Here is a 23917-nt window from a genome sequence, read left to right on the forward strand (position 1 = left end):
GGAGAAAACAGGAGAAGTATTATGAGACGATTTGCAGGAAAGCGATGGACAGACTGCGGTATAAAGGCCGTTATGATCTTTATGGCGGTGGTTATTGTCGGCACATTTGTGTCGAGGTTTGCGAGCAGTGCTCTTACCCCGAGGGTTGAAACGGAGTATGCAGTGTCGGGGACGGTGTCTATGAAGGTTTTACAGGATGTGGTTATAGATGGGGATAAGAAGACGCCGGTGTATATCTATCCCGGACTCCCGACGCAGGAGATATTTGTCAGTGCAGGGGAAAAGATTAACCGGGGAGATCCGCTTATGAGGGTGGATGTGAACATGGCCAGATCTGTGTATCTTGAGAAGAAGCTTGAGCAGAAAAGCCTGAAGGAGCAATACTGGTATACATGGGGAGAAGAGATGGATGTTATGGATGACAAAATTGCAGTGGTAGATGAACAGCTCCAATCTCTGGAAAAACTTATGGATGATGATGGAATTGTTTATTCGGAGCTTGACGGAATCATATCGGAGTCCAGAGTCGATGTAGGAAATAAAACTGAGGAGAGTGCGGCTTTTGTGGTCACGGAGAAAGCAGATAAATACACTATTAAAATATCTGTGACAGAGGAACAGAAAAGGTATATAGAAAAAGGGGACAAGGTTATGGTTCAGCAGGACGGCAGCGGTGTGAATACGGAAATATCTGCGATATACAGTGATGCTGATAGTGGACAGGGATATATAGTGGAGGCAGTTATTCCAGGAGATATATTTGAAGTGGGTGACAGCGTGCTGGCAGAGATTTCACATCAGTCTGAGAGTTACAGCTCTGTGGTTCCTGTGGCCGCAATACGTGCTGATGTGTCTGGGTCATATGTGCTTGTCGAGAGACCGAAGGAAAACCTTCTTGGGACGGAATATGTTGCTGCGAAGGTATATGTGACAGTCGGGTATACAAATAATTATGACGTAGGTTTGAAGAAGAGCCCTTTGACCAGTGATGATAAGATTATTGTAAGCTCAGATAAGAGAGTGGAAGCCGGTGATACTGTACGTGAAAAATAGAAGGTTTTATAAGAGCGCTGTGATCGGCATAGTTTTCGGTATTGTATTGGTGTGGTTGTTTATATGGAATGTCATGAATGTAATAAATATAAGTATTAGGTATGATGGCGACAGAAACTATGCATTTGTCACCACAGGGCAGACTGTGTACACCAGAATGAAGGACGAGGACTATGTAAAGGGAACATATAGAATTTTCCCAGAGGAGACAGTTGCCGGGGACAGTGTATATAAAAAAGTCCAATCTGATATAGTTGTTGTTGATTTTACTGTAGAGGATATTTTAGGGGTAACCGGGGCTCTGCAAAGAGATGATACAGATGGATGCATAATAAGCGGGGAGCTTTCATATACGCTGTTTGGAAGCAGTCGCACCGTTGGCTCTATTATAAAAGTGTTTGAAAAAACTTATGTTGTCCGTTCTATCGTTGACTCTGAGGAAAGTTATATAATCGTTCAGGCAGGGCAGGAACGTGGAGGTGACTGGGAGTTTGTTGACAGTAAAACTATAAATGGCATAGTGCTCGACGTATCGGATGAGAATTATAGGAGTGAATATGCAGATGATGTAGCCTGTCATCATGGTTATGGCAACAGATTTTACTATGTTATAGATTATCTGGATATTTTACCGGACATAAATCTGCCGTCAAAGTGGTCAGATTTTGATTTCTGGAGGGATACCTGCGATGAGCTTAAGTCCATAAATGAGAGAAAGTTGTATTCTGACAAGGATGTTCTGGAGAAATCCTATTACAGGTGCAGCCAGAAGCTGAAGAGGTATAGATTGCGAAGTGGTATTTTTGTTTTCATATTATTTGTGTGGATGATTATGATATGCAGATTCATTAGGGAAAATATAAAAAAGTAAAACAAAAAAATGGTTTACAATGGCAATTTTGTGCATATAATTAGTGATAAAAGGTGGTGAAAAATATGATTATAAGATATATGTTTGACAATTTCTGCTCCTTTAATGCAGAGAGTGAGTTTTCCATGGAAGCCCCTGGGGGAAAAGTAAAGAAACGTTTTCCTGATAATTATACAACAACTCTGATTGGATATGATCTTTTAAAGACTGCTGTAATTGTCGGTGAAAATGCAGGTGGAAAATCTAATTTTATAAACAGCTTAAAGTATTTGAAATCGTTGTTTGATACTAACTTGAAAGTGCAGTCTGTAAATGCCTATATAAATACTGATACATTGGTAAATGAGAAAATACCAAAACAGAGATTTAATATCGTGTTTGTAGCTAGAAATCATTTTGTTTATGAATATGAAGTAGTAGTGGACAGTTTGGGAATATATAGTGAAAAACTCATAAGGAGTCAGCTCAGAAAAAGAGCTGCAAGTGAGGTATTTGAAATTAAGCGGGATTCAGACTCGAAATATATACAGAAAAGAGGAAAAGCAAAGGAAATCGCAACTGTACTGGAGAACAGCAACAATAGTTATGGCTTATTTGTAAGCAAGCTTGCGTTGTTGGGGAATGCAGATGCGGCTGAGACTGTTGACTGGATGGCAGATGTATTATATCCGGGAACTTTGCCTTCTGAACAGGTAGAAAACATAATAAGACAGGAGTCGGATATTGAAATTCTCAAAGATCCAAGATATGTGGAAATTTTCAGAATGGTGGATTATAGCATATGTGGGATAGAGGTAGATGAAGAGAAACCGTATTCAAAAACGATGATAATTCGTTCAAATGCAAATGGACAGACATTTAAACGAGAGCTTTCTCAGGATTCTACTGGTGTTCGTGAATTTTTTGCATGGGCAGTGCAGATCTTTCGGGTTGTATATGCAGATAAGGTTGTATTTGCAGATGAGATGGATAGGGTGCTTAATCCAATCTTATCAGAACGTGTAATTGCATATATAAATGGAATGGAGCATAAAGGACAATTTATCTTTTCAACGCATAATGTACTTCATTTGAACTTGAAGACATATATGAAAGAACAGATATATTTTATTACAAAGAACAGGGAGAATCTTGTTTCAGAGCTTTATTCTCTTGCGGATTTTCCTGAAGTTAGATACGAAAACACAAAAATATATGAGTTTTACATGAAGGGGATTTTGGGAGGTACAGCGTTTGAGTAGAAAAAAGCGAATCCTACAGAAAAGATTTGCAATATTTTGTGAAGGAGATACAGAATACAATTATATAGATAAGATGAGAAGAAATCAGGGCGTTGAACTGGTTTTGAAACCAATTAATATGCATGGTGGGGGCTATGCAAATTTCTTGCAGAAAATAAGAACAGAGTCGCAAAGTAACTATCTGGCAAAGTTTATTATTGTGGATGCGGATAGGCTTACTACTATACAGGGCGAGCTGGATGGGTTCAATAAGCTGCTTGAATATTGCATGATTCAAAATAAAAAAGGCAACACTCCACATTTCATTATAATGGACAATCCTAATTTTGAATATGTGGCTTGCCTGCACAGTCCTGCGTATAAAGGACAGGATGTTCATAAGTTTATTCAGTCATCATTTGGTACAAAAAGTATTGCCGCTTTCAAGGGAAATAAAGATATTTACAATTATCTCAATAGTGGGGAGTTATCATATGTAAATATGCTGTCTTCACTTACCGGAAAAGATAAGCTGCTATATAACAGATATGAGATAAAGAAGAAGAACTTTGAAATAGTGGTAAAAGATACTGTGGTGGATATGGATAATATCAATATAAAGAGCAGTAATATAGAAGAGTTTTTTGATGTGATCGACTGGTGATGTGCCATGAGTTGATGATGGAGATGCAGGAATATCAACAATGAAAATTTTGCATGGTTGGTGTTCAATAAGTATTATGAGGAGATTGAAGAAAAATAAAGATATATGGAGAAGACAATAAAAATAGTGGCAATTACACTTGGTGTATTGGCGCTGATTGTGTTTATTCCGTTTGTCTGTTTAAGATACACAACCAGATATAAAGAGAAACTCGTTGATAAAACAAGTTCTCCTGATAAACAATACATATTGTCGATGTATTCGGTTGGAGAGCCGTACTGGCCATTTGGCGGTGCGCCGGGAAGGCTGATACTGGAAATGGCAAATAGCAAGGTGGCAAGAGCAGAATTTGAAATAGCCAATGACGGAGCCAGATTTGATGAGTACAGTTGGGATGTGACATGGTGTTCCGACAGAGTGGAAGTTGTATTATCCGGAAACGAACAATACGATGAACTTGTTACCATGTATTTTGATGGCGGTGTAGAAAGAAAAAGGCTTACAACGATTCGAAAACAGGCAGCTGCCACAACCACTGAAACAGCGAGAACGGATACAGAAACAACAGGTGGCGAAATACCAGGGAATAACTCTGAAGAAATGCCTGATGACGTCAGCATAACAGCTGGATATAAGGCGGTATACGATTTGTATAACGATGACAATCGCACAGAATTCGACGTCACATATGGTGCCTCGGAGCGTTCGTCCAGATGTGTGCTGAATGAAAATACAGGTATGATTGATTACATTGTCTATAATGGAAAATCACCCAATGGCAAATGCTGCATATATGTACGGTATAAGGTGGATGCGTCTGCAGATGAAACTGTTTCATACGATGAAGGGCATATGGTTGACATATATGCATATGTACTTGAAACTAAAAAAGTGGTCAGCAGCGGCAAAAAGCAGTGGGAGGATACAGGCTCTGATGAGTTTATAGATGTTACGGAAAAATAAAAATATTACTAAAGGTGAGTCCTACCTTATAAGTGGAGGTTATAAAAGCGTAAGAGTCGCCTTTGGTGATTCTTCAAGGCGGCTGAAAAATGGAGAGCAGATTTTCGTAGACGATCTTATAGAACTTGCATACAGATATTTAAGAGAGATAGAGCATTCTGACGAAAACCTGGAGAAGGTGGAAGTGCTGGATTGGCTTGATTGTGCTGCTATCAAAATAGAATTACAAACATCTGAATATATGGGTAAAGCAGTCGAAAGGCTGTGACGTAAAGCTACAGGGTTTGTAAAAATAGTAGCCAGTTGCAGATACGAAACAGTTGGATCTATGCGTATGTCGCATAGATCATTTTTGGTGCATGGTAGGAGTAGTTGTTTTTGCCTTGACGGACAAGCTTCTCATCTGGTTAAAAAGAGTGTTTTTAATTGACAATATATAGAAAAACGAGTATATTGTGGTTGGGGATGAGTAAAATCTCCAATTAAATTGATAGTCTAGAAATAGAGGATAATATAGAATTATCCATTAAATGTACCAGAACGTAGAGAGAAATAGTTGGTAAGATTTTCAGCATTCAAATATTAAAATTATTTCTTGGATGCTTAGTTGCCAAGATACTTCGTTGCTTTGCCAATGTAACGTGAGTGTATATTTCGGTAATATTGATAGAACTGTGTCCAAGCATTTCCTGAATATAGCGGATATCTACATCAGCGTCCAGCAGGCTGGTGGCAAAAGTATGTCTGAACATATGTGGGGTGATGTGTAGATCAATAGCGGCAAGTGAAGTATATTTATTTATCATTCTGCGTACAGCCTGATCGGTCAGAGGTCGACCAGATTGATTTGCAAAAAAGTGATTGCAATTTACTATTTCCGAATGAAAATCAACTTTGTATTTATTCAGTATATTTATAACAGAAGGACTTCCTATCTGAATTCGTCGCTCCTTATCGCCCTTGCCATATATAAGGATACTTCCATCATATAGGTTGATATCATTGATTTTTAATGCACAAAGCTCAGAAATTCTCATGCCAGTTGCAAATAAAAGCTCGATAACAGCGGCGTCCCTCAGAGAATTTCTTCTTTGGTAGGTGGTTTTGGCACAATTAAGTTGTTCATAAATAGTAGACAAAAATATTTCAATGGTGCGAATTGGAATTGTTTTGGGCAATATTATGGGTTCGCGAAATTTAAGCTGCAATTTATTAAATGGATTGTTATTCAGAATTTCTTTGTATTCAAGATAATGAAAAAAAGCCTTAGTAGATGCGATTTTCCTTTTTACAGTCTTGGGTTTATATGTGTTATTAAGTATTCCGATGTATTCCTCCAATATATTTGTGGAAATGTCAGTGATGTCAGATGAGCAAATATAGCTTACGAATTGATTTAAATCAATCTTATATGCTTTCAAGGTCTTTTCATCTAGGCATTTCTGTTTGTCACAGTATTCCAAGTAGTTTTTTATAGATGTTTTCATGGTGTCCATAGTTAATCTCCTTTGTATGTATTTATCAGAAATATATGGTACAGGAAAAATGAAAGAAAGTAATTAAGACTGTTTAATTTGATGTGAATAACAAAAAAATATAGGGGCAGATGACTGTTTTTATGCCCATTTGCTGAGACATCGGGTGTATAATTATCATACGTTTACCCACAATTTACATCTGCGCGGTATCGACTTTTACATGAAGGTAATACCATAAGTCTGTTGTGAGTAAAGGTTTGTTTGTATAAAAGGAGACTGGAAATGAGTAGTTACGTTATATCGGACATCCACGGATGCTACGATGAGCTGCAGAAGATGCTCGAAAAGATACAATTCGGCGATGGGGATACGTTGATAAGTGCGGGAGATTATATAGATAAAGGATCGAAGAATGCTGATATGCTGGAGTGGATCATGCGTGCGCCGGCAAATGTCATTCTGATTCGGGGAAACCATGACGAGGATTTTGTTCAGAACATAGAGGCGATGAGAATTATCAGCTATAAAATGGATCTTGTTGCTGACAGCCGGAAGGATACGAAAATGCTGTATAATGCAATGAGCAGACTTGCATGCCGTGATGACAGTGTGAGATTTGACCGCTGCGGCACGGTATGCGAACTGATAGAATCCGGATATACATTTTCACAGCTTACTTCATGGACGGAGCGGATAAAGCGCATGCCATATTACTATGATATGGAGGTGAATGACAGGAAATGTATAGTTGTCCATGCCGGATATATAAGAAAGCTTGACACACCGGAGCTTAAAGCAAAGTACAGTTCAAGGGAAGAATTCTATATGAATGCTAGGGATGATGGGTATACCATCGGCGGTATATGCCATAGTACGATAATCGCCGGGCATACGCCAACGGTTAAGGAAGGGGAATTCGCCTGGAATGATGGACAGGTGTTTTGCATGTACGATAGGGATCGTGATATATTGTTCTACGATATAGACTGTGGATGCTGGATGAGAAGTACAAGAAAGAATGCCAGACTTGCGTGTATCAGGCTGGAGGATGAAGAAGTGTTCTATGTGTAAGTTCACAAATTCTTCACAAAAATTATTAGCACTCACTATTGCAGAGTGCTAATAAAAGTGGTATAACATAATCAGTCAAAGGAAAGAGCTTCTAAATAGAAATTAACGATAAGCCTTGAAGCGATCCTTTGAGAGACATCGAATTTATTAACATATATAAACCGGGTGTTAAGAGATATCCGGTATAGATATTGGAAGGAGAGATGACTTATGTTAATGCCTAGTATTATTGGAGATAGCTTTTTAGATGATTTCTTTGGATATCCGGAGAGGACTTACGCAGCACCAAAGCAGACACAGATGAATGGATTTATGCAGGCTGATGTAACTGAGAGTGAGAATGATTATACAGTAGAGATGAATCTTCCAGGAGTAAAGAAAGAGAATGTGAAGATCGAGCTCAAGGATGGTTACCTGATCGTGAACGCTACAACAAAGAGCGAGACAAAGGAAGAGGACAAGAAGAGCAGATACATCAGAAGAGAGCGTTACAGCGGCTCGGGCAGCAGAACCTTCTATGTAGGCAAGGATCTGACACAGGAGGATATCAAGGCTAAGTTTGAGGATGGTGTTCTTAAGCTCACAGTTCCAAAGGTCGAGAAGAAGCCGGAGGAGCCAAAGTCAAAGTATATAACAATTGAATAATCTTTCGTAAGGATACATTTTGTAGTGTTGATGACCGGCGCAGGAACCTCCCTCCTGCGCCGGTTTTTTTGCCACGGGGACGAAGGTGCCTGACCCCTCCGTCCCCACGTGGGGATTGTTGATTGACAACCTTAACTCACAGATTATAATGGGAATAAGCATAAATACAAATGTGACAAGGAGATGTACGACATGAAATACAAGGCAGCGATATTTGACATGGACGGAACAATACTTAACACTCTGGAGGATCTGACGGACAGTACCAATTATGCGCTTTCCTACCATGGATATCCGGAGAGGACTATAGATGAGGTCAGACGTTTTGTTGGAAATGGCATACGGAAGCTCATTGAGAGAGCTGTGCCGGCGGGAACTGATGTGGCAACGATAGATAAGGTGTTTGATACATTTGCTTCTTATTATAAGGAGCACAGTGCCATCAAGACCAGACCATATGACGGAATACATGATGCAATTGCAAAGCTCAGGGCAGCAGGAGTAAAGACCGCGGTTGTGTCCAACAAGGCAGATTTCGCAGTTCAGGATCTGTGCGTTGACTATTTCCCAGGAATGTTTGATTTCGCACTTGGTGAGAAGTCTGGCATAGCAAAGAAACCGGCACCTGACATGGTGGAGGAGTGCCTCAGAATGCTTGGTCTTGAGAAGAAGGATGTCGTGTATATAGGTGACTCTGACGTGGATCTTGCCACAGCAAGAAATTCTGGAACGGATGTCATCATGGTTGGCTGGGGATTCAGAGACGAGGAGTTCATCATGAGCCTTGGCGCACCGTTTGTCATACATGACACACAGAAGATCGTTGATATAGTATTGGGAGAGTAGTAGATGCTTACATATTCATTTGACGACAGAGGGATGGATTTCCTCTATGAGCATTTGTACAAAGAGATAAAAAATGACATATTGATAGGAAATCTTAAAGCCCATGAGAAGCTGCCGTCAAAGAGGGCGCTTGCAGCTCATCTGAATGTGAGCGTCGTCACAGTGGAAAACGCATACAGTCAGCTCTTGGCTGAGGGATATATTTATTCCAAGCCGAAGAGCGGGTTCTATGTGTGTGACGTGAAGGCTGAGGATGCGGATGTTGTGGGAGTGCGCAATGCCTACTATGCCAGTGAATATAAGGGCGGTACAGAAGGTTCCGTAATGAAAGATAATGCAAGGCAGAACATGACCTCAGATGAATCGGACGTTGCATACATGCGCGGAATACGACCGGAAGACCATGTGACAGAGCATTCTCATGTGATCAGGGAACACGCAGAATCTTCTGGCCAGAACAGGTTCTTTGCCGACTTTGTGAACAATTCCACCCTCAGTGAGAACTTCCCATTTTCGACATGGACGAAGCTCATGAGGGAGACGATGATGGATGACCGGGAAAAGCTTATGAAGAGATCACCGTCTGGTGGTATATTTGAACTCAGAAAGGCCATTGCGGATTATCTCTATCAGTTCAGGGGGATGTCTGTAAGCCCGAACCAGATCATAGTCGGCGCGGGAACGGAATATCTGTATGGTCTTATCATACAGCTCCTCGGCAGGGACAGCGTATACGGTGTGGAGAATCCGGGATATCAGAAGATACAGCACATATACGATGCATATCAAGTGAAATGCTGTTATATAGACATGGATGAGAGCGGTGTCAACATAGATTCGCTAGAGCGGTCCGGGGCTGATGTGGTGCATATATCACCGTCACACCATTTCCCTACGGGAACTGTCACTCCGGCGAGCAGGAGATATGAACTGCTGGGCTGGGCGGCAAAGCAGGAGGGCAGATATATCATAGAGGATGAATATGACAGTGAATTCCGTCTGGTTGGCAATCCAATCCCGGCGCTTCAGAGTATAGACGCATCTGATAAGGTCATATACATGAATACATTTTCAAAAAGTTTGTCATCAACCATACGAATAAGCTACATGGTATTGCCAATACCGCTCATGGTAAGGTATAATCATGTACTAAGCTTTTATGCGTGTACGGTGTCGAATTTTGATCAGTATACACTCACAAGGTTTATCCAGGAGGGGTATCTGGAAAAGCACATCAACAGGATGAGAAAGTTTTACAGGAACAGCAGGGACAGGATACTTGGTTGTATCAGGAGCCACAGGCTGTATCCGCAGGTAACGATAAAGGAAGAGAATGCAGGTCTTCATTTCCTTATGGAGATCGACACGTCATACACGGACAAAGAGATGGTGGACAGGGCTGCCGCGGCAGGTATCAACATATCCAGCCTCAGCCAGTACTGCCACGGAAAAGAGCAGGAGGACAGCCACACACTGGTTATCAATTATTCGGGCATAGAAGAGGATATAATAGAGGAAGCCTGTGACAGACTTCTGGAGAGTGTGGTAAGCTTGACGACATAGCATGCAGACGCTGCGCGGAGCGCATTTCACGCGTTTGCAGGAATTTTTCGTAAGGAGGACAACAGATGAAGATATCATTTGATTCACTTGAGGAGCAGAATATTCAGAACTTTAAGGGTGGCGAAGGCGTATTCAAGCCTCGTATGCACGTAGGCAATTACAACAAGATCATGAGGGCAGCACTTCCGGCCGGGAGTTCTATAGGTCTTCACACACATGATACTAACAGCGAGATCATATTTATCATCTCAGGAGTTGGAACCATGGAGTATGACGATACCATGGAGATACTCAATCCGGGCGACTGCCATTATTGCCCGCCGGGACACAGCCATAGTCTGAAGAACAACGGCGATGAGGATCTGGTGTTCTATGCTGTAGTGCCAGAGCACAACTAGTTGGAACAACAATATATTTAAAGAAACAAAGGGCGTTGATATGGAACTATCATCGTCCTTTTTCCATACCACTTTACTCTGGAGATGACAGTCCTTGGAACATCAGCTTTTTATGAATGACATGGATGGACTGCGCAAAAACAGCAAAGGCATTTGCTTTCTGCGGTCAGATATGTTAGAATCTGTAAAAATCAAAGATAAAAATAACGTGCAGATTACGGACCGAAAAGGATAACGACTGTGCATGCTTTGGCATGCCGGCTGTTATCCTTTTTGTGTTTTATAGTGATTGCGGATAAGGAGAAGTGCATGTATCTGATGATAGACAATTTTGATTCGTTTGTATATAACCTGAAGGCGTATTTCGAGGAAATGGGAAGATGTGTGACCGTAAAAAGGTGCGATCGGATATCTCTGCATGATGTGGAAGATCTGGAGCCGGAGGGTATAATACTTTCACCGGGACCTGGGCGGCCATGGGAGGCAAAAATGTGTGTGGATGTTGTGAACATGTATAAGGGGAAGATTCCGATACTTGGAGTCTGCCTTGGGCATCAGATACTTGGGTATTGTGCGGGCGCCATTGTTGAAAAAGGAAAGATGCCAATGCATGGAAAGGTGACAGAGATACATACCTGTGGAACAGGTCTGTTCGCGCGGCTGCCGGAAAGCTTTCATGTCACAAGGTACCACTCATTGGTAATAAATGGAAGTAGTCTGCCGGATGATTACCGGGTGGATGCTATATCCGAGGATGGTGCAGTTATGGGAATATCACACAGAAGGCTGCCGTTGTACGGGGTGCAGTTTCACCCGGAAGCGGTACTTACGGAGTATGGTCATGATATATTGTATAATTTTTGTATAGCGGCGGAGAAGTTTAATTGCAGATAAGGAGTCATATATGAGAAATATGAGACGAGTGGTAAAAAAACTTGACAGATACGTGTGTGCAGCTGATGTTTTTGAAATATATGAGGATGAGACAGGAATAGCATTTCTTGACTCATCCCTTGTGAATAATCTGGGACACTATTCGATCATTGGGAGATGCCCATATCTCAGGCTTGTTAAGAATGGGGATACATTTGAGGTTAATGGAGATTCTGAAAAGAATATAACATTTGAAGAATATATGAGACAGTATCTTGTACAGCATATGGATACGAGCCCGGAGGATTTGCCGATTGTATCAGGCGCGATAGGGTATGTATCCTACGATTATGGAATGGACAGGATAGGGATTGGCTCCATCAATGAAGACCTTGTGTCTGTTCCAGAGGCAGTCATGATCTTCTATGACTGTTTCGTTGTTGAAGATTGTCTAAAAAAAGAGACATGTCTTGTGGCAAATGGGATGACAGGTGATGCACAGTCAAATATTGATGTAATGGAGAATGATATAGAGAAGTATTGCGGCAGGGATGATCGGGAAAATGGCAATATAATTGACAGGACGAGTGAAGATGTACAAAAGAGGAAGAAGTATAACTTGAATGTGTACGAAGAATGCAGCAGGGAAGAGTATGAGCACTCTATAAGAAGACTGAAGGATTATATAACCGAGGGGGATGTATATGTTGCAAATATGACAAGGCATATAATTGTCGACAGCGATAAAAAGCCTCTGGACGTGTTCCATGACCTGAGAGTTAGCAATCCGTCGCCATTTGGTGGATATCTTGATCTGGGAGATTATCAGATAGTGAGCGCATCTCCTGAACGGTTCATGCAGATAAAGGATCGCCATGTGTATACCCGGCCGATAAAGGGGACGAGGAGACGGGGAGAGACTGACAGGGAGGATGAGGCACTCAGGAGGGAGCTTGAGAAATCACAGAAGGAAAAGAGTGAACTCCTGATGATTGTAGATCTTGAGAGGAATGACCTGAACCATGTGTGCAGACCGGGAAGCGTAAAAGTGACTGAACTGTTTTCGATAGAAGAGTATGCGACTGTTTTCCATCAGGTGGCAAATGTTGAAGGCATGCTGCAGGATGGTGAAGATGTGATGTCTCTTCTTACTGCGGCATTTCCGGGTGGTTCTGTTACGGGGGCGCCGAAACGCAGGGCTATGGAGATTACAGATGAACTTGAATGTGGGAAGAGAAATATTTACACCGGCTCCATTGGTTATATTACATTGGATGGAAAATGTGATTTTAATATAGTGATAAGAACTGTATTGTACAGAAATGGCAGGTATTATCTTGGCGTTGGAGGCGGTATTACTGCCGATTCAGATCCTGGTGCAGAGTATGAAGAGACATGGGATAAGGCAAAAGCAATACTCAGTGCATTGCAGTAGCATTTGAAAATGATGAAAATGGGAGAAATGTAAAATGAATGTAAAAATGGATGATTGCTTTCAATTTGGTCTTGGAGCATTTGAAACTATAAGTGTGGTTGACGGCAGGCCGATATTTCTTGACAGGCATCTGAGACGCCTGGAAGATGCTGCAAGATTCCTGGATCTTGGCATGCCAGCAGAACGGGGCATAGACAGGATGACTGTGCTGGAATATCTGAGAAAGTGGATGAGTGAGCATGATTACAGAGATCGATCAGGTCATATGAGGCGATGTGCGTTAAAGATCATGCTGACTCAGGAAAATGTGGTTTTTTCAATGAGAGATAATCCTTACACCCCGGATATATACGAAAGAGGGTTTGCAATGGACATAAGTAATGTTAGAAGAAATGAGACATCGCCGTTCGTATATCATAAAACCATGAATTACGGAGACTGCATTCTTGAAAAAAGGCGGTCTAGGAAAGCTGGAATGGATGAACGGATCTTCCTGAATACAAAGGGACAGATATGCGAGGGTACGGTGAGCAATATATTTTTTGTGAGAGATGGCAGGATATACACACCCGCGATAGACTCAGGTATTCTGCCTGGAACAGTAAGGGAGTATATCTGTGAATCAGAGGCGGTCACACAGACGGTGATATTCCCTGATGAACTGTCATCGTATCAGGAATGCTTTGTGACCAATTCTCTGATGGGGGTCATGCCGGTGAAACTGTTGGGAAATATCAGCTTTGATGAGAGGAACGTCACAGCCATGATAATGAGAAAATATCATAATTTTTCAGCTTTATGCCGGTAAAATGCCTTTTTGTATCATTGTGGTCCGGGCTCAGCCACTTCGCATATGGTAAGAGTGTCACCAGATATGGTAAACCTTATATCGTATCCGCCGTACAGCATTCCATAGCGTCTATTCGGTTCATCCTGATAGCCTGGTCTTGGATCCTGCGCAAGTATCTCTTTCAGGGCCTCGATCTGTGTACTTGAAAATATCGTTTCAAGTTTGGCAGAGATATCGTCAGAGAAACGTACTGACAGCTCCGGAATATCAAGGGAGTCTGTCCAGCCCCCGGTCGCATCCGGATGGCTGTCGGTGTATGGTAGATAAGGCTTGATGTCGTACACCGGTGTTCCGTCCAGTATATCGGCTCCTGACACCACAAGTCCGTGTACACAGCCGTTTTCTTCATTATATATAATGTCCAAAAGTCTCACCGATGACAGACCGATGTTGTTCGGCCTGAATGGTGATCTGGTGGCAAAAACCCCCATCCGCTGGTTACCACCCAGCTTTGGGGGTTTTACTGTTGCGGTAAAACCATTCTTGTGAGCCCTGGAGAAGTCCCACAGCAGCCATATGTGGGAGAATCCGTCAAGTCCTCTGAAAGCCTCTGCCTGATTGTACGGTGGAAGCACCTCTATAAAAGCGGCGGCGCAGTCTGTCAGACCGCTCTGCCTTGGAATCCCGAACTTCTCTTTGTAGTCACATCTCACATATCCTATTACTTCTAAACTGGTATTTATCATGTGTTTTTATCCCACTTTCTGGTTGTAATTTATAAGTCATGACAGATTATTTGCTGTACATTCAGCATGCATTGATTAACGCCGACTTTACATTCAATTTACATTGCGTTGGTTATGTATTTTACTTGTGCCATTTATCATAGTGCAAAGAAAAGAACGAAAGGCGCGCGAGTTCTTTTCCGGGAAATAAGCAAAGAATGATATGTCCCAATAATACAATATTTGCAAAGACCGGTTCAAGAGATAACCGGCACATGTAACAATTTTCGTAGAAAATTGTTATGCAGCATCAGCCATCGCCGATAGGCGATTTTGCATGGCTGATGTTCCAAGAAAGAATATGGACAAAGTAAGGAGAAAAAGAAAATGGTTAAATTAAAGAAAGTATTGGCAGTAACACTTGGAGCAGCACTTATGGTAGGAAGTCTTGCAGGCTGTGGAAATAATTCATCAAAGAGCGCAGATGGCGGATTCGATGCAGCACAGGATATATCAGTAGTATCAAGAGAGGAAGGCTCAGGAACAAGAGGAGCATTCGTAGAGCTCACAGGAGTTGAGGAGAAGGATGCAGATGGCAATAAGGTCGACAACACAACAACAAATGCCATCACATGCAACAGCACAGAGGTCGTACTCACAACAGTAGCAGGAGATGATTATGCAATCGGTTACATATCTCTCGGAGCACTCAACGATACAGTAAAGGCACTCAAGATCGGTGGAGTTGAGGCAAGTGAGGACAACATCAACAACGGTTCATACACCCTCTCAAGACCTTTCAATATCGTTACTAAGGATGGTATCAGTGATGTTGCACAGGATTTCATCAACTACATCATGAGCGAGGATGGACAGAAGATCATCTCAGCAAATAAGTACATCGAGGTTGCGAACAGCGGAGCATTTACTTCAACAAATCCAAAGGGCAAGATTGTTGTTGCAGGTTCATCGTCAGTAACACCTGTTATGGAAAAGCTTATCGAGGCATACAAGGCGATCAATACAAATGCTGACATCGAGCTTCAGGAGAGCGATTCAACAACAGGTATCACATCAACATCAGATGGAACATGCGATATAGGTATGGCATCACGTGAGCTTAAGGACACAGAGACAGCACTTGGTCTCAAGGCAACAGTAATAGCAATGGACGGAATCGCAGTTATAGTAAATAACAACAACCCTGCTGAGGACTACACAGTAGATCAGGTCAAGGACATATTCACAGGTTCAGCAGCAAAGTGGGAGGACGTAAAGTAATCAGCTTATGCATAAACTTAAAGAAACAATTATGCATGTAGTATTCCTGATAGCGGCACTGGTATCTATCGCGGCGGTAGCGCTCATATGTGTGTTCCTGTTTGTGAATGGAATACCGGCCATTAAAGAGATAGGCTTCGGGGATTTCACCCTTGGTGAGATCTGGAAGCCTACAAATGGATACTACGGCATTCTTCCTTTTATATTAGGAAGCATATATGTGACAGCCGGAGCGCTGATAATAGGAGTTCCGATAGGACTTCTCACGGCGATATATCTGGCAAAGTTTTGTCCCGACAGATTATATAAAGTTATAAAGCCATTTATCAATCTGATGGCTGGAATACCTTCGGTAGTATATGGATTCTTTGGAATGTGTGTGCTTGTACCGATGGTGAGAAGCATATTCGGAGTAAATGGTAATACGATGCTCACGGCATCAGTACTTCTTGGAATGATGATACTTCCAACTATCATCAGTGTATCAGAGACCTCAATAAGAGCGGTACCTGACAAGTATTATCAGGGAGCTTTGGCACTTGGAGCAACACATGAGCGAAGCGTGTTCAAGACTGTTGTTCCTGCGGCAAAGTCAGGAGTTATGGCAGCGATTATCCTTGGTGTTGGCCGTGCAGTTGGAGAGACTATGGCGGTCATCATGGTCGCTGGAAATCAGGTCCATATGCCTGACGGAATACTGAGAGGTGTCAGAACACTCACCACAAATATAGTAATGGAGATGGGATATGCGACGGACCTGCACAGGCAGGCCCTGATAGCGACGGGCGTTGTACTGTTCGTATTCATACTCATTATCAACCTCCTGTTCTCCATCATAAAGAGAAAGACGGTGGCATAGATGACAGAGAGAGTAGAAGGAATAAAGACAGTTGTCGCATGTGGCGATGACAGAACAAAAAATACAATAATCAGCACGAAAAAGACGGCACCTGAGGACGATCCTTCATCCATAGTTGATGTGGACAGCATAGAGGCTATAAACAAGAGCACATGGTCTGAGAAATGGGCTGAGTACAGAAAGAGACCGGGATCATTCATAATGTTTATCTTTGTACATCTGGCGACACTCATAACTGTGCTCTCCATAGGATTTCTGTTGGTGTATGTACTGGTAAAGGGAATCCCAAATCTAAATGCGGACATATTCAGCTGGGAATATACATCGGACAACTGTTCGCTGGTACCGGCACTTATAAATACGGTTTACATGACGCTGCTGTCCCTCCTGATAGCAGGTCCGATAGGAATATTTGCAGCAATATATCTTGTCGAATATGCAAAGACTGGCAATAAGCTGGTGGGGGTAGTGAGGATCACAGCGGAGACACTTACAGGAATACCTTCGATCGTATACGGACTATTTGGAATGCTGTTTTTCACAAATGCGTGTGGACTTAGATTGTCACTCGTATCCGGTGCACTAACTTTGGCGATAATGGTTCTTCCAGTCATAATGAGGACCACAGAGGAGGCACTTATGGCAGTGCCTAAGTCTTATAGAGAAGGAAGTTTTGGACTGGGAGCCGGAAAGCTCAGAACAGTATTCAAAGTAGTGCTTCCAAGTGCCGTTCCTGGAATACTGTCAGGAATCATACTTGCGACAGGACGTATCGTGGGCGAAACGGCAGCACTCATATACACAGCAGGATCGGTTGCAAAGATGGCGACAAAGCTTACCGATTCAACAAGAACTCTGGCGGTTCATATGTATCTCCTGTCAAAAGAAGGACTTCACACGGATCAGGGTTATGCAACAGCGGTAGTGCTTCTTGTACTTGTAGTGCTTATCAACTTTGCGTCCGACAAGATTGCAGGCAGGGTTGCAGCAGATAAAGCAAATTAAGTGATGTGTCAAGTTTTATATGAAAACTTGGCATGTAGCGCCAGCCATTTGCCGAAGGCAAATTTTGCATGGCTGGTGTTCAAAAAGAATGGAGAAAAATAGATGAATAATAACGTTAAGTTCAGCGTTAAAAATCTGAACCTCTATTATGGAAAGTTCCATGCCCTTAAGGGTATTGATATGGATATTCCGGCAAATGAGGTTACAGCGTTTATCGGACCATCAGGTTGTGGTAAGTCAACATTCCTTAAGTCGCTCAACAGAATGAATGATTTGGTAGAGGGATGCAAGATAACAGGTGATGTGAGGCTTGATGGAGAGGACATATACAGCGGAATGGATATTAACCTTTTGAGAAAAAGAGTTGGAATGGTATTCCAGCAGCCAAATCCATTTCCGATGAGCGTGTATGACAATATAGCATATGGCCCAAGAACCCATGGAATAAGAAACCGTGCAAAGCTTGATGAGATAGTTGAGAGATCTCTCAGACAGGCAGCCATATGGGATGAGCTCAAGGACAGACTGAAGAAATCAGCCCTGGGTCTTTCGGGTGGTCAGCAGCAGAGGCTCTGTATAGCCAGAGCACTGGCAGTGGAGCCTGAGGTACTTCTCATGGATGAGCCTACATCGGCCCTTGATCCTATATCGACATCCAAGATAGAGGACCTGGTACTTGAACTGAAGGACAATTACACCATTATCATGGTTACGCATAACATGCAGCAGGCAACCAGAGTTGCGGACAACACAGCGTTCTTCCTTCTCGGAGAGGTCGTTGAGTACGCAGAGACAGAAAAGATGTTCAGCAAGCCGGCTGATAAGCGTACAGAGGATTACATCACCGGTAGATTTGGTTAGGAGGGACACGATGAGAGACAAATATGAGATGCAGCTTAGAAAGCTTCACGCAGAGATGATAGAGATGGGAACTATGATCGAGCAGGCGATCGAGACAGCGATCAAGGCTCTCGTGGCCCAGGACACAGAGCTCGCAAAGAAGGCGATCGAGGCGGATGATGCCATTGACCATCAGGAGAGAGAGATTGAGAATCTGTGCCTCAAGCTGTTCCTTACCCAGCAGCCGGTTGCCGGGGATATGAGAAATATATCCGCAGCACTCAAGATGATAACGGATATGGAGAGGATCGGAGATCACGCATCAGACATATCTGAGCTCACACTCTGCATGGCAGGAACCCCATATATCAAGAAACTTGAGCATGTCCAGCAGATGGCAAAGGAGACAATCGTTATGCTGGTGGCAAGCATAGAGGCGTATGTGAATGCTGATGAGAAGAAGGCAAAAAGTGTAATTGCTCACGACGATATAGTTGATGGCCTTTTCGATACGATCAAGAATGAACTGATCGCTATGATACACGATAATCCTGACGATGGAGAGCAGGCTTGTGACCTTCTTATGGTTGCCAAGTATCTTGAGAGGATTGGCGATCACGCAACGAATATATCAGAGTGGGTCCTCTTCTCAATAACAGGAGAACATATAGACTGATGATTGAGTCATGGACGAAAAGAGGTGATTTGTATGAAGTGTGTATGTACGAAGATAAATAAACTGTCACACAGAACAGGTATAGGCAATATGAAACTTTTCATAACAGTCAGCATGGTGGTGTGCGGACTTGCGGGATGTGCTGCAGCATTGCTGCTCCACATGATCCCTGTGCTTGGAGATGCCTCATTAGCAAAGCTGATGTTCATATGTGGCGGCTACGGCATGTTCCTGGTAGGAATGCTTGGAAGTGCGGTGTATCTGCTCATAAATGAGCCACTGGGAAGCAAATAAACAGATGAAAACAGAAAAAAGGTCTATGTGATACCACAAAACTGTGCCAAATATTTTGCAGGATTTTACATAGATTTTAAATTTACACAGATTTTACATACACATATCTCACATTTTACATATCCCTTTTACAATAGACTCTGATAAAACAGACGCTGTAAAAGGGATATTGTATATACAAGTCCTTATACAGAAGTAATTGGAAATGTAATAAGGAGACAAAAGATATGGATATTTTCAATGTGTTATCCCTTCTGGGCGGACTTGCAATGTTCCTGTATGGAATGAACGTGATGGGAGATGGCCTTGCCAAGACGGCTGGCGGTAAGCTGGAGAAGATACTGGAAAAGCTCACATCCACACCTATAAAGGGTGTTCTGCTGGGCGCCGCGGTGACAGGAGTGATCCAGTCATCATCGGCGACCACAGTTATGGTGGTTGGACTTGTAAACTCAGGCATCATGAAGCTGAGACAGGCAGTGGGTATCATTATGGGTGCAAATATAGGAACAACAGTAACATCATGGATACTCAGCCTTACAGGAATACAGAGTGACAATATATTTATTAATATGTTGAAACCCTCATCCTTTTCACCTATACTCGCAGTAATAGGAATAATATTCCTCATGTTCACCAAGTCTGAGAAGAAGCACGATATAGGTGGAATCCTTCTTGGATTTACAGTGCTCATGTTTGGTATGGAGATGATGAGCGGTGCGGTTGCTCCGCTTAAGGATGTACCGGAATTTACGAATATACTCACCATGTTCTCCAATCCATTCCTTGGAATGCTTGTGGGAATGTTGATAACAGCTATTATACAGAGTTCTTCGGCATCTGTAGGTATACTCCAGGCGCTGTGTGCAACCGGGGCTGTGTCATTTGGGACGGCGATCCCAATCATCATGGGTCAGAACATAGGAACCTGTGTAACGGCACTGATATCATGTATAGGAACCAAGAAGAATGCCAAGAGAGCTGCGTTTGTGCATCTGTACTTCAACATCATAGGAACAGTCGTGTTCATGGTGGTGTTCTACACGGTCAATTCATTTGTACACTTCCAGTTCCTGAATGATTCAGCGAATGCAGCTGGTATAGCTGTTGTACACAGTGTGTTCAACGTTGCAGCGACACTTCTTCTGCTTCCGTTCTCAGGCGGACTTGAGAAGCTTGCAACGCTCACTGTCAGAGATAAGGATGAGGTGGAGAAAAATACTCCTGCAGAGCTGGAGATGCTCAAGCGTCTGGATGCCAGATTCCTTGAGAAACCAGCATTTGCTGTTGGACACTGTATAGAGGTCGTAAAATACATGGCTCAGCTTTCAAAGAACAGTGTTGATATGGCACTGTCACTGGTTGATAATTATGATGAAGCGGTCAGGGATAAGGTTGAGGATCTTGAGGGCATCATAGATACCTATGAGGATGAGGTCGGTTCTTATATGGTAAAGCTCAGCAGCAAGGAGCTCTCCCATGAGGATAGCCAGAAGGTATCGATCGGACTTCATGTCATAGGTGACCTTGAGAGAATGTCGGATCACGCCATAACCATAGCGGATATATGCAGGAAGATGAATGAGGCGGGCGCGTCCTTCTCAGAAAAGGCAAAGTCAGAGCTGGGTGTATACAAGGATGCAGTTCAGAACATAGTCAGCATGACTGTGGAGGCTTACGACAAAGAAGATCTTCAGGAGGCATCCCATGTGGAGCCGCTTGAGGAAGCCATCAATGAGCTCAACTGCGCGGTTAAGAAGCAGCATATCAAGAGACTTCAGAAGGGAAAATGTACCATTGAGCTCGGAATATCACTGGAGAATCTTATCAACAATTATGAGAGAGTTGCAGATCACTGTTCCAACGTGGCGGTGGCAATGCTTCAGTTAAAATCAGATAACTTTGATACACATGAATATCTGGATAACATGAAGAAGGATTCCAACATAGATTTCCAGAGCATGTACACATATTACAGAGAGATGTACAAGCTGAAGTGATATCTGGCATGTATAAATAAAAAAATAATGATAAAAATAAAATTGCAATACGCATGTAAATGAAAGTGGTATTACACAGGGAAAGGAGACAAAATGGCAGTACATATTTATATTGTAGAAGACGATAAGAATATAAGAGAGATAGAGATGTTTGCTTTGAAAAACAGCGGATATGCGGTGGAGGAGTTTGAGAATGCGAAATCCTTCTTCTCAAGGTCTGTGGAGAAGGTCCCTGATCTGGTACTCCTGGATATCATGCTCCCAGACATGGATGGTCTTGAGATTGTGAAGAAGCTCAGGAGCAGACCTGATACTGTCAGAGTTCCGATTATCCTTGTGACAGCCAAGACTACAGAGCTTGACAAGGTCAAGGGCTTGGATATAGGAGCGGATGATTACCTCACCAAGCCATTTGGCGTGATGGAGCTCATATCCAGAGTCAAGGCACTGCTCAGAAGAAGCAGGGCGCTGCAGGATGACAAGCAGATGGTACTCGGGGATATAACCCTTGATTCAGAGAGACGCGAGGTGCATGTGGGCGGTGAGTTGTGTGAGCTTACCTTCAAGGAGTTTGAACTCTTAAAGCTTCTCATGGTTAATGCAGGAATAGTCCTTCACAGAGACACGATCATGTCGGATGTGTGGGGAACGGATTACGAGGGCGAATCCAGAACCCTTGATATGCATATCAAGACTTTGAGACAGAAGCTTGGCGAAGCAGGTAATATGATAAAGACGGTTAGAAATGTAGGGTATAAGATGGAGTAGCATATGGGTAAGAGAGACGATAAAAGACTGAAAAAGGTTATCAATCTGGAGTTTATCATCTTTTCACTGGTGGCCATAGCGGTGACCATGGTCCTGTCGACGTTTATATTCTATGAGGTGTACAAGGCGGAGATCATAAGGGATCTGAAGGGGTATGCTGAGGTGTTTAAGAATACCGGAGATTTCGACGCGGATGACACCGGTGTGTATGCAAGCGTGGATACCAATGACCTCAGACTGACGCTTATAGCGCCTGACGGCAGTGTTCTGTATGACAATCAGGCCGATGAGACTTCCATGCAGAACCACCTTGACAGACCAGAGATAGCAGAGGCATTTGAAAATGGTGATGGACATGTTATAAGAAAGTCGGCAACCCTCAATAAGAGCACATATTACTATGCGATACTGCTCAAGTCTGGAAGGGTGCTGAGAATAGCGAGGGAGACCAACAATGTAATCAGTATGTTCCTTGCGGCTGTGCCGGTCATGCTGGTGGTGATGGCGATCCTTGTCTGTGTCACCATCATAGTGACACACTATCTGACCAGAAACATATTGAAACCAATAGAGCAGATGGCGAACAGTCTGGATGACGATACCCACATAGTTGCGTACAAGGAGATGCGCCCATTCATAGATATGATACAGAAGCAGCATGCGGATATAGTGAAGAGCTCACAGATGAGACAGGAGTTCACGGCAAATGTATCACATGAGCTCAAGACGCCACTCACATCTATATCGGGGTATTCGGAGCTCATCGAGACCGGTATGGCTACCGAGGCGGATGTGCATCATTTTGCAACTGAGATCCACAAGAACTCCAACAGACTTCTCACCCTCATCAATGATATAATCAGACTGTCAGAGCTGGATGTATCCGAGGATGCGCCACTGATGGAGAAGATCGATCTGGCGGTCATAGCCAGAACAGCCACGGATATGCTGGCGATAAACGCAGAGAAGAACAGTGTGACACTCAGCTATGATGGCAGTCACGGATATATATATGCGAACAAGATGATGATGGAGGAGCTTGTGTACAACCTCACAGACAATGCCATCAGATACAACAACAAGAACGGAAGCGTTGATGTAACCGTAAAGACTGTGGATGATAAGGTGATTCTTCGTGTGAAAGATACGGGAATAGGAATCCCGAAGGAGCATCAGGAGAGGATATTTGAAAGATTCTACAGAGTGGACAAGAGCAGATCGAAGTCCACAGGTGGCACAGGACTTGGCCTGGCCATAGTAAAGCATATAGTTGCCCGCAACAATGCACAGCTTGATATGGACAGTGAACCAGGTAAGGGAACTGACATAAAGGTTACATTTGACGCATACAGGGAAGATGAACAATGATGCAGTCGAAATCAATGAATTTTGATGGGGAATGCTGTAAAAGAACAGAATAGATGCTACAATAAAAAGGAGCCTGGTGGAAGTGTTTTAGCCAGACTCCTTAAGTATATTGATATTCACACACACCGACATTAAGTTCGAAAATATGTGAAATCTTCTGAATTTAATAATATAATACAGCATGTTACGGAAAAAATCAAGTGGTAATTATGCATAACATACAATGCGATT

The 23917-nt window shown here is 42.8% G+C and carries 25 protein-coding genes and 1 riboswitch; of the genes, 23 read left to right on the top strand and 2 right to left on the bottom strand.

What is annotated here, in order from left to right; translation table 11 throughout:
* Positions 1-21: 21 nt before the first annotated feature.
* The 6 genes from DW025_RS01880 (at position 22) to DW025_RS14750 (ending at position 5039) form a co-directional block, all read left to right on the top strand.
* Positions 22-1053, top strand: coding sequence for an efflux RND transporter periplasmic adaptor subunit (locus DW025_RS01880; RefSeq protein ID WP_117550757.1), 1032 nt, complete (start codon positions 22-24; stop codon positions 1051-1053).
* Entirely contained in the window at positions 1043-1924 is an 882-nt protein-coding gene (locus DW025_RS01885; RefSeq protein WP_133302867.1) for an ABC transporter permease, read from the top strand. Before DW025_RS01880 ends, DW025_RS01885 begins: the two co-directional genes overlap by 11 nt.
* A 65-nt stretch (positions 1925-1989) precedes the next feature.
* Positions 1990-3165: an AAA family ATPase gene (locus DW025_RS01890; protein ID WP_119998478.1), complete on the top strand. Its 1176-nt coding sequence runs from the start codon at positions 1990-1992 to the stop codon at positions 3163-3165.
* Positions 3158-3808: an RloB domain-containing protein gene (locus tag DW025_RS01895; protein WP_117550751.1), complete on the top strand. Its 651-nt coding sequence runs from the start codon at positions 3158-3160 to the stop codon at positions 3806-3808. Before DW025_RS01890 ends, DW025_RS01895 begins: the two co-directional genes overlap by 8 nt.
* A 105-nt stretch (positions 3809-3913) precedes the next feature.
* On the top strand, positions 3914-4771 hold the full coding sequence (locus tag DW025_RS01900; RefSeq protein ID WP_118017269.1) for a hypothetical protein: 858 nt from the start codon (positions 3914-3916) through the stop codon (positions 4769-4771).
* The gene (locus DW025_RS14750; RefSeq protein WP_147567732.1) at positions 4755-5039 is read left to right on the top strand and encodes a hypothetical protein; all 285 of its coding nucleotides are present in this window, start codon (positions 4755-4757) and stop codon (positions 5037-5039) included. Before DW025_RS01900 ends, DW025_RS14750 begins: the two co-directional genes overlap by 17 nt.
* Positions 5006-5082: riboswitch (cyclic di-GMP riboswitch) on the top strand. (Overlaps the previous gene by 34 nt.)
* A gap of 264 nt (positions 5083-5346) precedes the next feature.
* Here the strand turns inward: DW025_RS14750 and DW025_RS01905 are convergent.
* Positions 5347-6267, bottom strand: coding sequence for a tyrosine-type recombinase/integrase (locus tag DW025_RS01905; protein ID WP_118758072.1), 921 nt, complete (start codon positions 6265-6267; stop codon positions 5347-5349).
* A gap of 264 nt (positions 6268-6531) precedes the next feature.
* Here DW025_RS01905 and DW025_RS01910 point away from each other — a divergent pair, with 264 nt between their 5' ends.
* The 8 genes from DW025_RS01910 to DW025_RS01945 all read left to right on the top strand — a co-directional run bounded on the left by DW025_RS01910 (position 6532) and on the right by DW025_RS01945 (position 13888).
* Positions 6532-7320, top strand: a complete 789-nt coding sequence (locus tag DW025_RS01910; protein ID WP_118017273.1) for a metallophosphoesterase — start codon at positions 6532-6534, stop codon at positions 7318-7320.
* 210 nt (positions 7321-7530) lie between these two features.
* Positions 7531-7965, top strand: a complete 435-nt coding sequence (locus DW025_RS01915) for an Hsp20/alpha crystallin family protein (protein ID WP_119998480.1) — start codon at positions 7531-7533, stop codon at positions 7963-7965.
* 192 nt (positions 7966-8157) lie between these two features.
* Positions 8158-8811 (top strand): HAD family hydrolase, encoded by a 654-nt coding sequence (locus DW025_RS01920; protein WP_330521877.1) that lies wholly within the window; start codon positions 8158-8160, stop codon positions 8809-8811.
* Between the two features lie 3 nt (positions 8812-8814).
* Positions 8815-10374: a MocR-like pyridoxine biosynthesis transcription factor PdxR gene (gene pdxR, locus DW025_RS01925; protein WP_119998484.1), complete on the top strand. Its 1560-nt coding sequence runs from the start codon at positions 8815-8817 to the stop codon at positions 10372-10374.
* A 65-nt stretch (positions 10375-10439) separates the two neighbouring features.
* On the top strand, positions 10440-10772 hold the full coding sequence (locus tag DW025_RS01930; RefSeq protein WP_119998486.1) for a cupin domain-containing protein: 333 nt from the start codon (positions 10440-10442) through the stop codon (positions 10770-10772).
* A 309-nt stretch (positions 10773-11081) separates the two neighbouring features.
* Entirely contained in the window at positions 11082-11666 is a 585-nt protein-coding gene (locus DW025_RS01935; RefSeq protein WP_022216626.1) for an anthranilate synthase component II, read from the top strand.
* Between the two features lie 10 nt (positions 11667-11676).
* Positions 11677-13080: an aminodeoxychorismate synthase component I gene (pabB, locus tag DW025_RS01940; RefSeq protein WP_119998488.1), complete on the top strand. Its 1404-nt coding sequence runs from the start codon at positions 11677-11679 to the stop codon at positions 13078-13080.
* 34 nt (positions 13081-13114) lie between these two features.
* The gene (locus tag DW025_RS01945) at positions 13115-13888 is read left to right on the top strand and encodes an aminotransferase class IV (protein ID WP_119998489.1); all 774 of its coding nucleotides are present in this window, start codon (positions 13115-13117) and stop codon (positions 13886-13888) included.
* Between the two features lie 14 nt (positions 13889-13902).
* Here DW025_RS01945 and tsaA read toward each other — a convergent pair whose 3' ends face one another.
* Positions 13903-14616, bottom strand: coding sequence for a tRNA (N6-threonylcarbamoyladenosine(37)-N6)-methyltransferase TrmO (gene tsaA, locus DW025_RS01950; RefSeq protein WP_118017289.1), 714 nt, complete (start codon positions 14614-14616; stop codon positions 13903-13905).
* Between the two features lie 366 nt (positions 14617-14982).
* On the opposite strand from tsaA, the gene DW025_RS01955 reads away from it, so the two are divergent.
* The 9 genes from DW025_RS01955 (at position 14983) to DW025_RS01995 (ending at position 23686) form a co-directional block, all read left to right on the top strand.
* A complete protein-coding gene (locus DW025_RS01955; protein ID WP_118017291.1) occupies positions 14983-15876 on the top strand; it encodes a substrate-binding domain-containing protein in 894 nt (297 codons plus the stop codon).
* A gap of 7 nt (positions 15877-15883) precedes the next feature.
* Positions 15884-16735, top strand: a complete 852-nt coding sequence (gene pstC / locus DW025_RS01960; RefSeq protein WP_118017293.1) for a phosphate ABC transporter permease subunit PstC — start codon at positions 15884-15886, stop codon at positions 16733-16735.
* Positions 16736-17740, top strand: coding sequence for a phosphate ABC transporter permease PstA (gene pstA, locus DW025_RS01965; RefSeq protein WP_243104864.1), 1005 nt, complete (start codon positions 16736-16738; stop codon positions 17738-17740).
* 102 nt (positions 17741-17842) lie between these two features.
* Positions 17843-18601, top strand: a complete 759-nt coding sequence (gene pstB / locus DW025_RS01970; RefSeq protein ID WP_118649708.1) for a phosphate ABC transporter ATP-binding protein PstB — start codon at positions 17843-17845, stop codon at positions 18599-18601.
* A 10-nt stretch (positions 18602-18611) separates the two neighbouring features.
* Entirely contained in the window at positions 18612-19256 is a 645-nt protein-coding gene (phoU, locus tag DW025_RS01975; RefSeq protein WP_119998491.1) for a phosphate signaling complex protein PhoU, read from the top strand.
* A 33-nt stretch (positions 19257-19289) separates the two neighbouring features.
* Positions 19290-19550, top strand: coding sequence for a hypothetical protein (locus DW025_RS01980; protein ID WP_119998493.1), 261 nt, complete (start codon positions 19290-19292; stop codon positions 19548-19550).
* 227 nt (positions 19551-19777) lie between these two features.
* Positions 19778-21550: a Na/Pi cotransporter family protein gene (locus tag DW025_RS01985; protein ID WP_119998495.1), complete on the top strand. Its 1773-nt coding sequence runs from the start codon at positions 19778-19780 to the stop codon at positions 21548-21550.
* A 93-nt stretch (positions 21551-21643) separates the two neighbouring features.
* Positions 21644-22318, top strand: a complete 675-nt coding sequence (locus DW025_RS01990; protein WP_055146522.1) for a response regulator transcription factor — start codon at positions 21644-21646, stop codon at positions 22316-22318.
* 3 nt (positions 22319-22321) lie between these two features.
* The gene (locus tag DW025_RS01995) at positions 22322-23686 is read left to right on the top strand and encodes a sensor histidine kinase (protein WP_117550715.1); all 1365 of its coding nucleotides are present in this window, start codon (positions 22322-22324) and stop codon (positions 23684-23686) included.
* Positions 23687-23917 lie beyond the last annotated feature (231 nt).

Origin of the sequence: Coprococcus sp. AF38-1 (assembly GCF_003603945.1) — a bacterium.
Taxonomy (GTDB): domain Bacteria; phylum Bacillota; class Clostridia; order Lachnospirales; family Lachnospiraceae; genus Coprococcus; species Coprococcus aceti.